Source organism: Oscillospiraceae bacterium (assembly GCA_015065085.1).
GTDB lineage: Bacteria > Bacillota > Clostridia > Oscillospirales > SIG627 > SIG627.
Map to the genome: position 1 here is coordinate 18,788 of SVQW01000015.1, position 11,899 is coordinate 30,686.

13 protein-coding genes are annotated in these 11,899 nt (G+C 43.6%); 7 read left to right on the top strand and 6 right to left on the bottom strand.

Annotated features, from left to right (window positions below; translation table 11 throughout):
- Positions 1 to 237 precede the first annotated feature (237 nt).
- The 7 genes from E7588_09100 (at position 238) to E7588_09130 (ending at position 6,397) form a co-directional block, all read left to right on the top strand.
- On the top strand, positions 238 to 1,434 hold the full coding sequence (locus E7588_09100; GenBank protein ID MBE6689408.1) for an amino acid ABC transporter substrate-binding protein: 1,197 nt from the start codon (positions 238 to 240) through the stop codon (positions 1,432 to 1,434).
- Between the two features lie 106 nt (positions 1,435 to 1,540).
- Entirely contained in the window at positions 1,541 to 2,413 is an 873-nt protein-coding gene (locus E7588_09105; GenBank protein ID MBE6689409.1) for a branched-chain amino acid ABC transporter permease, read from the top strand.
- Positions 2,413 to 3,555 (top strand): branched-chain amino acid ABC transporter permease, encoded by a 1,143-nt coding sequence (locus tag E7588_09110; GenBank protein ID MBE6689410.1) that lies wholly within the window; start codon positions 2,413 to 2,415, stop codon positions 3,553 to 3,555. The genes E7588_09105 and E7588_09110 overlap by 1 nt, the downstream gene beginning before the upstream one ends.
- Positions 3,555 to 4,325, top strand: coding sequence for an ABC transporter ATP-binding protein (locus tag E7588_09115; GenBank protein MBE6689411.1), 771 nt, complete (start codon positions 3,555 to 3,557; stop codon positions 4,323 to 4,325). The genes E7588_09110 and E7588_09115 overlap by 1 nt, the downstream gene beginning before the upstream one ends.
- A 3-nt stretch (positions 4,326 to 4,328) precedes the next feature.
- Positions 4,329 to 5,039 (top strand): ABC transporter ATP-binding protein, encoded by a 711-nt coding sequence (locus tag E7588_09120; GenBank protein ID MBE6689412.1) that lies wholly within the window; start codon positions 4,329 to 4,331, stop codon positions 5,037 to 5,039.
- An 18-nt stretch (positions 5,040 to 5,057) separates the two neighbouring features.
- Positions 5,058 to 5,528, top strand: coding sequence for a methylglyoxal synthase (locus E7588_09125; GenBank protein MBE6689413.1), 471 nt, complete (start codon positions 5,058 to 5,060; stop codon positions 5,526 to 5,528).
- 638 nt (positions 5,529 to 6,166) lie between these two features.
- Positions 6,167 to 6,397, top strand: coding sequence for a helix-turn-helix transcriptional regulator (locus E7588_09130; protein MBE6689414.1), 231 nt, complete (start codon positions 6,167 to 6,169; stop codon positions 6,395 to 6,397).
- 59 nt (positions 6,398 to 6,456) lie between these two features.
- Here the strand turns inward: E7588_09130 and E7588_09135 are convergent, their stop codons facing one another.
- From E7588_09135 to E7588_09160, 6 genes are all read right to left on the bottom strand, one after another.
- Complete coding sequence (locus E7588_09135; protein ID MBE6689415.1) at positions 6,457 to 7,512, bottom strand: hypothetical protein; 1,056 nt, start codon at positions 7,510 to 7,512, stop codon at positions 6,457 to 6,459.
- Between the two features lie 14 nt (positions 7,513 to 7,526).
- Positions 7,527 to 8,063: an ECF transporter S component gene (locus E7588_09140; protein MBE6689416.1), complete on the bottom strand. Its 537-nt coding sequence runs from the start codon at positions 8,061 to 8,063 to the stop codon at positions 7,527 to 7,529.
- A gap of 182 nt (positions 8,064 to 8,245) precedes the next feature.
- Positions 8,246 to 8,656, bottom strand: a complete 411-nt coding sequence (locus tag E7588_09145) for a DUF3842 family protein (protein MBE6689417.1) — start codon at positions 8,654 to 8,656, stop codon at positions 8,246 to 8,248.
- A 54-nt stretch (positions 8,657 to 8,710) separates the two neighbouring features.
- The gene (guaB, locus tag E7588_09150) at positions 8,711 to 10,186 is read right to left on the bottom strand and encodes an IMP dehydrogenase (protein ID MBE6689418.1); all 1,476 of its coding nucleotides are present in this window, start codon (positions 10,184 to 10,186) and stop codon (positions 8,711 to 8,713) included.
- 14 nt (positions 10,187 to 10,200) lie between these two features.
- Positions 10,201 to 10,791, bottom strand: coding sequence for a septum formation protein Maf (gene maf / locus E7588_09155; protein MBE6689419.1), 591 nt, complete (start codon positions 10,789 to 10,791; stop codon positions 10,201 to 10,203).
- 22 nt (positions 10,792 to 10,813) lie between these two features.
- Entirely contained in the window at positions 10,814 to 11,761 is a 948-nt protein-coding gene (locus E7588_09160) for a DnaD domain protein (GenBank protein ID MBE6689420.1), read from the bottom strand.
- Positions 11,762 to 11,899: the final 138 nt, after the last annotated feature.

An 11,899-nucleotide genomic window follows, 5' to 3' on the forward strand; every position in this document is an offset into this window, starting at 1 on the left:
TGAATGTTGTATTTTGAATAAGATAACAAGTTTATTGTAGCATTATTAAACGGATTTGTCAATATAAAATTTCAATATAAGTATGATAATGGCACGAAAATGTGTATAACGGGTCATGTAAGAGTTGCAAAAAAGGCGAGAATATAACATAATTATTAAAAAAAATGCGAAAAAATTATGTTAAAATCTTGACATACGGGTGAAAAAGATATATACTGTACTAAACAAAATTAAACCATGGAGGTTTTAAAAATGAAATTCACAAAAATTCTTACACTTGCACTTGTTGCTGTTTTTTGCTTTGCAATGCTGGCAGGATGCAGCGAAACCAACTATGCGGCTGACAATGCCGAGTTTGTTATAGGTGTTTCCGGTCCTCTTACCGGAGGTGCCGCAATGTACGGTCAGGCAGTTGCCAACGCGGCTCAGATTGCTGTTGATGAAATCAATGCCGCAGGTGGCTTCAATGGTGTAAACTTCAAGCTGGTTGCTGTCGACGATATGCACGATGCTACTAAGATTTCCACCAACTACTCTTCACTTTACGAAGGCGGTATGCAGGTATCTCTCGGTACCGTTACCACTGCTCCCGGTCTTGAGTTCAAAAATCTTTCCAAGGACGACAACGTGTTCTTCCTTACCCCCTCCGCTTCCGGCGACAAGATTCCCGAGTTTGACAACGGATACCAGATGTGCTTTGCGGACGGTAACCAGGGTAAGGTTGCCGCTGAGTTTGTAAATGCAAACTTCGCAGGTCAGACCATTGGTGCTTTCTACAAGTCCGATGAGGCTTATTCCAAGGGTATTTATGACCAGTTCAAGGCTAACCTTGATGAGTCTGTAACTGTTATTGAAACCACCTTCACCGATGCTAACGCAACTGACTTTTCCACCCAGATTGACACTCTCAAGGATTGCGGATTTATCTTTATGCCTACATACTACACCCCCGCATCTCTCTTTATGACTCAGGCAAAGGATATTATGGCTCCCGAGGCTGTTTACTACGGTTGTGACGGCTTTGACGGCATCGATAACATCGAAGGCTTCGATATTACACTTATTCCTCAGGAAGTAACCATGCTTTCTCACTTCAACTCCAAGGCTACCGATGGTATGGCTAAGGAATTTATCGACAAATATGTTGCAAAATTCGGTGCAGAGACCCTCAACCAGTTCGGCGCATCCGCATATGACTGTGTATATGCTATTTACGGTGCAATGCAGAAGGCTGTTGCGGAGGGTAAGGAAATCCCCGTTAACATCAGCGCATCTGACCTTTGCGAAATCCTTAAGGCACAGTTCGCAGGCGGCTACACTGTTGAAAATGCTGTTACAGGTAACAACATTTCCTGGGAAGCAAACGGCTATGTAAACAAGGGCGCTATCAAATACGTAATCAAAGCGGCAGGTCTGCCTGTCGATGAGAAATAATTCAATACGACAGATTTGATATATTTGGTATATTGCCGGTCATTACGACCGGCAATATACTAATATCCAAACTTTTCATACTAAATTTGATTTTTAAGGTATAAAAATGGAACTGATATTATCTACGCTTATTAACGGTCTGAGTCTCGGCGGAATTTATGCCATGATAGCTCTGGGCTACACCATGGTTTACGGTATCGCCAAAATGCTCAACTTCGCTCACGGCGACATTATTATGGTGGGCGGATATGTTATATATGTCTTTATGGCGCTGAAAAATCCCTTGCTTGCCATTATTATGGCGGTTGTTTTCTGTGTTATACTGGGCATGACAATAGAAAAGATTGCATATAAACCCTTACGCGGTGCATCTCCTCTGGCAGTTCTCATAACAGCTATCGGCGTAAGCTACCTGCTCCAGAGTCTGGCGCAGATGATTTTCGGTTCTGCCAATAAAATGGTAACCGTTTATGACTTCGGTTCAATAAAATTCATGGGTGTTTCCGTACAGGTGTCTGCGCTGGTAACACTGGCGGTAACGGTTGTTGTCATGACGGCACTTACAATGTTTGTAAAATATACCCGTATAGGACGTGCAATGATTGCCGTATCAGAGGATAAGGGTGCGGCACAGCTTATGGGTATTAATGTAAACGGTATTATTACAATTACGTTTGCCATCGGCTCGGCACTGGCGGCACTGGCAGGTCTTTTCTATCTGCTTAAAGCCCCCAGCATTTCAAATACTCTCGGCGCAATGCCGGGTATCAAGGCGTTCACAGCCGCGGTTATCGGCGGTATAGGCTCTATTCCGGGCGCTATGCTGGGCGGAATACTGCTCGGCATGGTAGAGTGTATTTCCTACAAAATAACAGTTATCGCTCCTTACACGGATGCTATCGAATTCTCAATTCTGATAATAATTCTCCTTGTAAGACCGACAGGCTTTCTCGGTAAGAAGAGGAGGGAAAAAGTATAATGAAAAAATTGAAAAGAATAAGCTGGCAGCATTATATAAATTACATTGTGATCGGTATTTTTACTGCCGCAATGTCAGTTATCACCTTTACGGGCGGACATCTCAGCAGCTCTTTGCTGTACCTTTTGGAAAAAATGGCAATAAGCATAATACTTGCAGTGTCCCTCAGCCTTGTTGTAGGTTTTTTGGGCGAGCTTTCGCTGGGTCACGCAGGCTTTATGTGCGTGGGCGCATATCTGGGTGGTAAGCTTTCCGCAGTACTTGAACCTGTAATAGGCAACAGCCCTCTTAACTTTGTTATATGCGTTATTGCAGGCGGTGCAATTGCGGCAGTGTGCGGTGTTGTTATCGGTATGCCTGCTTTGAGATTGCGCGGAGACTACCTTGCCATTGTAACACTGGCTTTCGGCGAAATAGTAAAGTCCATTTTCCAGAACACAAGCGACGATACCTTCGGCGGTGCGTTGGGTCTTGCAACTCCCAGATACGACAAAAAATATCTTTTCATTTTTGCCTTTGTTCTGGTGATTATTACACTTTTTATTATTCAGAACTTTATCCGCTCCAAGCACGGCAGAGCCGTTACCGCCATACGCGATAACGAAATTGCCGCACGTGCAAGCGGTATAAACGTTACTAAGTATAAGCTTCTGGCGTTTACCGTATCTGCGTTTTTTGCAGGTATTGCGGGTGTTTTGTACAGCTTCTCCAACTACAATGTTCAGAGTGCCAAATTCGGCTATAACTATTCCATTGAAATTCTGGTTATGGTGGTTCTTGGCGGCATGGGAAGCATAAACGGCTCCATCATAGCCGCGGCGCTCATAACCTTCCTCAATACCAAGCTTGCAACTATTCTCACGGGTGACCTTGCAGTGCTTCAGAATTTCCTGTACGCACTTATTCTCATAGTTATAGTTATTTATAATAACGCTCCCGCACTCAAGAACTTCCGAGATAAATATAATTTCGGTACGCTGATTTCCAAGGTGTTCAAGCGCAAGCATGACCCGGCAGACAGACGTGACGACAAGGCAAAATGGGACGTTGTGCCTACTAAAATAGAAATGAACGAGATTCTTTCCATCGATATGACACCTCAGGACAAAAAAGGAAACTACGGAAACGGAGGGGATAACTGATGGCTGAATATATTCTTGAAACTAAAGGTCTGGGTATTTCCTTCGGCGGTCTTAAGGCGGCTCAGGACGTCAATATCCGCATAAAGAAGAATCAGATATATGGTCTTATAGGCCCCAATGGCGCGGGAAAAACAACTATTTTCAATCTTCTCACCGGCGTATATAAGCCTACTGCGGGAACTTTTTATTTGGATGGCGAGGAGATTAAGGGACTTAGACAGGACAAAATAAACCACAAAGGTATCGCTCGTACATTTCAGAACATCCGTCTTTTTAATAATATGACGGTTGTACGAAATGTTATGGTGGGTCTGCATGACCGACCCGAATATAAATGCAGTGTTTTGGAGTCATTTCTGAGATTGCCCCGACATTTTAAGGTGGAAAAGGCTATGCGTGAAAAAGCCAAGGAGCTGCTTCGCATTTTCGACCTTGAAGAAGAACGCAATAATCTTGCCTGCAATCTGCCATACGGCAAGCAGAGAAAACTGGAAATAGCACGCGCTCTTGCCACCAACCCCAAGCTGTTGCTATTGGACGAGCCTGCGGCAGGTATGAATCCTCACGAAACAGAAGACCTTGTAAAGACCATAAGATTTATACGCGACCGCTTCGACATGACCATTCTGCTTATTGAGCACGACATGAAGTTCGTGTCAGGTCTGTGCGATGAGGTTACTGTCCTCAACTTCGGTACTGTGCTTGCCGAGGGTGACACAAAAACTGCCTTGAACGACCCCGAAGTCATAAAGGCATATATCGGAGGTTAATCCATGGCAATGCTTGAAGTAAAGGATTTAGAAGTATACTACGGCGTCATCTGTGCGCTTAAGGGTATAAGCTTTGAGGTAAATCAGGGCGAGATAGTAACTCTCATAGGCGCAAACGGAGCAGGTAAAACAACTACAATGCAGAGCGTTGTGGGTCTTATCCCCGCAAGGGCGGGCAAAGTGACCTTTGACGGAAAAGACATCACAAAGGTGCCCTGCCATAAAATAGTCCATATTGGCATGACCCAGGTGCCCGAGGGCAGACGTATATTCCAGGAACTGACCGTGTACGAGAATCTCCTTATGGGCGCTTACTCTATCAAGGATCAGTCGGGCTTTAAAAAGGACCTTGATGCTATTTATACCCGTTTTCCGCGTCTTGCTGAACGCAAAAATCAGATAGCAGGTACTCTTTCGGGCGGTGAACAACAAATGCTTGCCATGGGACGCGCAATTATGAGCCACCCCAAGCTTCTCATGCTGGACGAGCCGTCTATGGGACTTTCACCGCTTCTGGTGGATCAGGTGTTTGAAATTATCAAGGACATCAATAAAGACGGAACAACAATTCTTCTCGTTGAGCAGAATGCGGGCAAGTCGCTTGCAATTTCTGACCGTGCCTATGTTCTGGAAAACGGAAAAATTGTTCTCACGGGTACAGGCAGTGAGCTTGCCGCCAGTGAGATGGTTAAGAAAGCATATCTTGGCGGTTAAAACCGAAAGGAATTTTATATGGAAATAAATCAGATAGAACTGGTTATGGAGTCGCAGAAGAATATTGCGCTAATAGCCCACGACAGCAAAAAACATGACCTTATTGACTGGTGTAAAAAGAACAAGGAAATTCTTGAGCATCATTTCCTCTGCGGAACGGGAACAACCGCAAAGATGGTTGCTGAGCATACGGGTCTTCCCGTGCGCGGCTACAACAGCGGTCCTCTTGGCGGAGACCAGCAGATAGGTGCACGCATTGTAGAGGGCAAGATAGATATAGTCATCTTCTTTTCCGACCCCCTTGCCGCACAGCCTCATGACCCCGACGTAAAGGCGCTTCTCAGAATAGCGCAGGTTTATGATATTCCCATAGCAAATAACCGTGCAACAGCGGATTTCATAATCACCAGCCCTTACATGGAGGGTACCTATTCTCATATGCTTAAAAACTTTAAAGCCGAAGTTAACCACCGCGCCAAAACACTTTGAATTTAATTTTATAATGATAATGAGGGGGAGCCTTTTACAAAAGGCTCCCCCTCAAACTCCCCCGCGAAAACTTGAAATTAAATAAAAAATAGGAATTATTCCAACAAATTGTATATTTTTCTCCAGTATATGCTATTACAGATTGCTGAAATTGTTTTGACTATTTGAGATATTATACATGTTAATGACACCAGAAACAAAATAACAATCAGAAAAGTATCAACAAATTTTTTAATATAATTCATATGCATATAAGGCAATAACAATCTGATTAAACAAAGCGATGAAATGGCATAAAAGCCATAATGTAACGCAAGTAATCCAACAGTATCTGCGTAACTGTTCACGTTTTGCGTTTTATCTACTATGCGGTTGTACTTACAATACAGAGCTTTTTTTGAATTGCTCAACATACTTACCTTTTTATTAAATATTTTTAGTCTGTACATGTTTAACTTGTAGCTGTTGCTGACACGAAGATAGTCGTTTTTTTTACGCATGATTTTATTTATTATGTAGTAATAATAATTAATGTTATGATAATTTTTATTATTTATTTGGTAATATTTATTGTAATTATATCATATAAAAAAATAGTTGTCAAGAGTGTATAATAATTCTTGAGGTGAAAACGTAAAATGAACGATGAATTTGCTCAGAATTATACCAAAATCGGTCTCAAAGTGTCATATTATAGAAAACTTAAGGGCATGACACAGGAACAGCTTGCAAATAAAATGAATGTTGCTACCAGTTTCATCGGACAGATTGAAGCACCTAATATATATAAACCAATAAGCCTTGATACACTTTTCAGAATTGCAAAATGTCTGGAAGTTGAGCCGTATAGATTTTTGGATTTTGAATAACAGATTACCGACAAAATAACGGTACGCCTTGGCGTACCGTTATTTGTGTTTACTAATGTTTAATTGTCTTGAATTTCCATGCACACGTTACATTTATTCTTTATATCAAAAGCTTCAAAATAGCGCTGTTCCATGGGTATCCAATCGTCAAAAAAACGTTGCGCCATATCGGGATTGCGGTGCAGTATGCGCTTTTTCTGCATTTCGGGGTCGATATTCAGAAAAACACTTAAATTGTAATACTTACTAAGCTCCGGACGCATGCAGTATGCACCCTCAATGACAGTCAGCTTTTTGGGGATTATTTCAACTGCGGGTTGCATTTTCATTGAAGTACAGTCAAAACGGCGGTAATTTACAGTTTTGTTTTCATTAAGCGGTTTAAGTACTTCTTCATGAAACCTTTCATAGTCAACATTTCCGCCGATTTGCTCAAAGCGTTCGGGTGTGCGCTGATGAGGCTGTAAAAAGAAATCGTCCATGTGAAAAACGGTGCAGTCATAAACCTCTCCAAGAATTTTTGCAAGAGTGGTTTTTCCGCTTGCCGCGCTACCCTCTATTGCAACAACAGCATTTCCCTTTGAAAGCAGCATGTCAATTCTCGTGAACAGCTCCGTAAACGGAATGAATTTGTTTGAAATTACACGGTATGCGGGCTGATACTCTTTGTTGAAGCTTTCCGAGTGGTGCAAGGCGGGGTAGCCTTCCGATTTCCATTTTTGCACCGCTTTTTCAAACTCGCTTTTGTCAAGCGGTATGGCACCGTCCGAAATAAGCCTTTTCAGAACGGCAAGCTTTTCTTCAAGAAGATTTTCACTTTGCTTGGAGCATTTTGAGGAAAGGTAAAACAGCTTGGCGAATGTTTCACGGCTCATGCCGTTGTTTATAAATCCAAGCCACACACGACTGTAATCCCCGTCAAGCACTTCAATAAGCTCTTTTGCGCGGGGCTTTTGTTCCAGCTCCTCAGATATGCGTTTCAGTACATCACGATAATCTGAAATCATGTGCTCACAGCCGAAACAACTCTGGTGCAGAAATTTGAAAAGGTCGCCGATTTGTGCTTTATTATATGTATTAAAGTGGGTGATAAGTCTGTTGCGGGTAGAGCACATTTATAAAATTCTCCTCAGCAAAGCTTTTTGAAAACAGGTGTTTTTTCAAGGACAATGACAATAATGGGTACAAGTATAATTTGGATTACAATACCGGGAATTGCATTGGTGAAAGCGCCCGCAACGAATGCGGAAAGCCCGAAAGTGTTTCCTGCCATGCCCATGCAAACAAACATTGCTGCTCCCCATACCAGTCTGCCCAGTATCATTGAAATAATGAGGGAGCAGTATATAAAGGGGATTCTTTTTGGGAAAAGCTTATAGAGAATACCGCAAAGAGCGCCGTAGGCGGCAAGCTCAAAAGCCATGCATATTGCAGTAAGTATGGGCGGCATACCCAACATAAGCGAACGCATCAGCGGAGCTATAACACCCACTGCCAGTCCCCAGTGCCAACCGCAGATAAATCCGCATAAAAGAACGGGAATATGCATAGGACAAAGCATAGAGCCTATTTCGGGTATTTGTCCTGTCAGAAATGGCATTACATAAGCCAGTGCTGCAAAAAATGCTGCCAACACCATTTTCAGAATATGTGTTTTTGTTTTCATGTTTCTTCCTTTCTGTGCATTACACAAACCAAAAGACATACGCCGACCTTGTGGACGGCATATGTCTTGTGACATAAATTCATAAATGAAAGTGTTATCGGCTTGTGCCGCGGAAGTAAACTTGTGTTTACAAACTACGGTATATTATATCATATGAATCCCGAATTGTCAATGAGTATATGTTATTTCCGGATTATATTCTCTATTTTCTTAAGTGCATCGTTTATCATGTCACTCACATTCATACCGTCCACGCCCGCGATAAGATTGTTACAGCGATTTGCGGGAATGAGGATTTTGACAGCATTGCTTTGCGAGACGGCGAGAGCCATATCGGGCGTTATTTCACCCAGCATGGAGTCCGCAATCACAATGCCTATCGGACCCACAATTATGTCAGCTGTACGGCAATTTACGACCACGGCATTTTCACCGGTGGCACATAGCTTTGCACCGCCCTTTATCATGGCGGAGGTCGCAATGGTATTAGTTCCCACCGCAACAAGCTCGATATCTTTAAAACGCGCCAGAATAGATTCGCACAGCTCTTTGCCCAGCTTTCCGCCCTGACCGTCTATAAGCAGAATTTTCATATTGTTACCTCTAAATACAGGGAACGACATTTTGTCGTTCCCTGTCAGTTACATTTATTGCGGACTTACGCTGTAGTTGGGCGCTTCCTTGGTGATGTAAATGTCATGAGGATGGGACTCCTTAAGACCTGCGCCGGTAATGCGTACAAACTGAGCATTTTTCTGCAAAGTGGTAACGTCGGGAGCACCGCAGTAGCCCATACCGCTTCTCAGACCACCCATGAGCTGATAAACCGTGTCAGCCAGAGTTCCCTTGTAAGGAACACGTCCTTCAACGCCCTCGGGAACAAGCTTTTTGTTGTTTTCCTGGAAATATCTGTCCTTTGAACCACACTGCATTGCGCTGATAGAGCCCATACCGCGGTAAACCTTGAAGCTTCTGCCCTGATAGATTTCGGTGTCGCCGGGGCTTTCTTCACAGCCTGCAACCAGTGAACCTACCATTACAACGTCAGCACCTGCCGCGATTGCCTTGGTTATATCACCGCTGTATTTAACACCGCCGTCTGCAATAACGGGAATACCGTGCTTCTGTGCAACACAGGCAACGTCATAAACTGCACTTATCTGAGGCACGCCTATACCCGAAACAACACGGGTTGTACAGATAGAACCGGGACCTATACCTACCTTGACCGCATCGGCACCTGCCGCAATGAGCTCCTCGGCTGCTGCTGCGGTAGCAATATTACCTGCAATAACCTGAACGGTGGGGAATTTAGCTTTAACCTTGGAAAGGGCGTTTACAATGTTCTGGGAGTGACCGTGAGCCGAGTCCAGAACAAGAACGTCAGCACCTGCCTCTATGAGAGCACCTGCTCTGTCAAGTACATCCTTGGTGGCACCGATTGCCGCACCGCATACAAGTCTTCCCGCGGCATCCTTTGCTGCATGAGGATATTTTACTGCTTTTTCGATGTCCTTGATTGTTATGAGACCCTTGAGATGTCCATCGCTGTCAACAAGAGGAAGCTTTTCTATACGATGCCTTGAAAGGATTTCCTTCGCCTGCTCGAGAGTGGTACCCACATCGGCAGTTACAAGATTATCCTTGGTCATAACGTCTTCAATTTTCATATCGTGATTGGTCAGAAAACGCATATCACGGTTGGTCAGAATACCAACAAGCTTGCCGTCACGGCAAATCGGCACACCTGAAATACGGTATTTGCCCATAAGCTGATCAGCTTCGTAAACATAGTTTTCGGGGGCAAGGAAAAAAGGATTGACAATAACACCGTTTTCGCTTCTCTTAACGCGGTCAACCTCCTGAACCTGCATTTCGATGGGCATATTCTTGTGTATTATACCTATGCCGCCCTCACGCGCTATGGCAATAGCCATGCGGCTTTCGGTGACAGTATCCATTGCGGCTGTCATGAGCGGGATATTAAGTCTTATTTTTGAGGTCAGATTGGTGACAAGGTTGATATCCGCAGGCAGAACATCGCTTTTTGCAGGAATCAAAAGCACGTCATCAAATGTCAGACCTTCTTTGATAAATTTTTCACTGTAAACGTCGTTAACCATTTCAGCACCGTCCTTTATTTTATTAAATCAAAAAGTTCAATATTGAATTCTTCTTTCAGCATCATGCCCAGCTTGCAAACGGGAAGCCCCACAATGTTGAAAAAGTCGCCCTCGGTACGCTCCACAAAGATGCTCGCCGTGTCCTGAATACCATAGGCGCCTGCTTTGTCCATCGGCTCGCCCGAAGCAATGTATTTTTCGATTTCGTGAGAGGAAAGCTCACGGAATTTTACTCTTGTAACCTCGTAATCCACGGCAATTTTGTTGTCGTAGGCTATGGCAACGCCGGTGTATACCTCATGCCAGTTGCCCGACAGCATGGTAAGCATTGTGAAGGCATCGTCCTCGTTTTCAGGCTTACCCATTATCAGACCGTCGTAGGAAACTACTGTATCTGCACAGATTATAAGATCGTCATCGTTGTAATTTTTCTGTTCCCTTGCCGCCCTCAGCTTGCGTACCGCAAGCCCCGAAACGTATTCGTCGGGAGGAAGGTCGGGAACATTTTTTTCGTCCGCGTCGGAAGGAGCGGTTTTAAAGCTTATACCCAGATTCTGCAATATTTTCTGACGTCTTTTGGATTTGGACGCGAGAAATATGTTCATTGGTTTAGTCCTTTCGAAACTTTTATGTATTTTCACCCATACTTCTGGCAACTGCGGCTTTGAAAAATTCGTCTGCATCATGGCTCTTGCTGTCCGCTTCGCTTTTTTGTGACGAAGTTTCGACAAGCTGAGAGACATTCAGTATTCCGCGCTGATGCCAGCTTTCAAGGATGGAATTCATGTATTTGAGAGAGGGCTTTGAAATGCGGTCCACAGTTATCTCATACGCTTTTTCAACCAGACAAAAGTCAATACTCCACTCCTTGAACCATACGCCTATAAGTTTTTTCTCCGAAGGCGTCAGTTCCCTTGAAGTAAATCCGCACAGTTTACGGAGCTTATGCTCTTGCTCGTTATACCTAAGCTTTGCACCGAGATAATCCTCTACATCGCTGTAACGGGTTATGTTGTTGTCGCTCATGGTTATGAGTATTTTTTCCATGTACCCCAACGACGGCTTTTCAATTATACAGCAGTGCTCCGCGACCAGCATAATGATGTCGGGCTCAAAGCCGAGATTGTCGTAAAAGGAGTACAGCATAGAAAGCTGAGAGGGGTTAAAAAGCTTGTTAAACTTGTGTTGGCAGAAATCCACCAGTGCTTTCATGCCCGTTGTGTTTTCGATAGCCTGAGCAACCTGTGCCGCAGGATAAATGGGACGCGCACCCGGTTTTTTCACAACAGTATTTTGTTCCTCTGAAGCGGAATTTTTGCTTTTGAGAGCTTTTGCGCTTTTAATTATTCCTGCGCCTCTCCAAAATGCCAGGGAAAAATTCACTTCCTCATCGGAAAGAGAGAGCTTTTCGGCAATTTCATGAATATTCTCGGCGTCAAAACCGTTTTTTAACTCGGAATAAAGAAAAATTATGACCTTCAAGTCGCTTTCCGAGGCGCCTGCAAGATGAGGCAGGATGTCGCGCGGTAAGCCGAATATTCCGTCATTTTCTGCCGACTTCAAAATATAAGGCATATCCGTCTTTCCTTTCTCACCGCAGATTTTAGAATATTTACATCTATTATAACATAAATCTTGACAAAATTCAATATGTATTATGAAAAAAAGAGGTATATCTCACAATTATCTTTTGTGCTTTTTTATGAATAAAAG

Excerpts from the sequence above, each read along its gene's own strand:
- E7588_09140 (MBE6689416.1), bottom strand. The coding sequence starts at position 8,063 with ATGAAAACAAAAACACATATTCTGAAAATGGTGTTGGCAGCATTTTTT.
- E7588_09100 (MBE6689408.1), top strand. The coding sequence starts at position 238 with ATGGAGGTTTTAAAAATGAAATTCACAAAAATTCTTACACTTGCACTT.
- E7588_09135 (MBE6689415.1), bottom strand. The coding sequence starts at position 7,512 with ATGTGCTCTACCCGCAACAGACTTATCACCCACTTTAATACATATAAT.
- E7588_09115 (MBE6689411.1), top strand. The coding sequence starts at position 3,555 with ATGGCTGAATATATTCTTGAAACTAAAGGTCTGGGTATTTCCTTCGGC.
- E7588_09120 (MBE6689412.1), top strand. The coding sequence starts at position 4,329 with ATGGCAATGCTTGAAGTAAAGGATTTAGAAGTATACTACGGCGTCATC.
- maf (MBE6689419.1), bottom strand. The coding sequence starts at position 10,791 with ATGAACATATTTCTCGCGTCCAAATCCAAAAGACGTCAGAAAATATTG.
- guaB (MBE6689418.1), bottom strand. The coding sequence starts at position 10,186 with ATGGTTAACGACGTTTACAGTGAAAAATTTATCAAAGAAGGTCTGACA.
- E7588_09160 (MBE6689420.1), bottom strand. The coding sequence starts at position 11,761 with ATGCCTTATATTTTGAAGTCGGCAGAAAATGACGGAATATTCGGCTTA.
- E7588_09130 (MBE6689414.1), top strand. The coding sequence starts at position 6,167 with ATGAACGATGAATTTGCTCAGAATTATACCAAAATCGGTCTCAAAGTG.
- E7588_09145 (MBE6689417.1), bottom strand. The coding sequence starts at position 8,656 with ATGAAAATTCTGCTTATAGACGGTCAGGGCGGAAAGCTGGGCAAAGAG.
- E7588_09105 (MBE6689409.1), top strand. The coding sequence starts at position 1,541 with ATGGAACTGATATTATCTACGCTTATTAACGGTCTGAGTCTCGGCGGA.
- E7588_09125 (MBE6689413.1), top strand. The coding sequence starts at position 5,058 with ATGGAAATAAATCAGATAGAACTGGTTATGGAGTCGCAGAAGAATATT.
- E7588_09110 (MBE6689410.1), top strand. The coding sequence starts at position 2,413 with ATGAAAAAATTGAAAAGAATAAGCTGGCAGCATTATATAAATTACATT.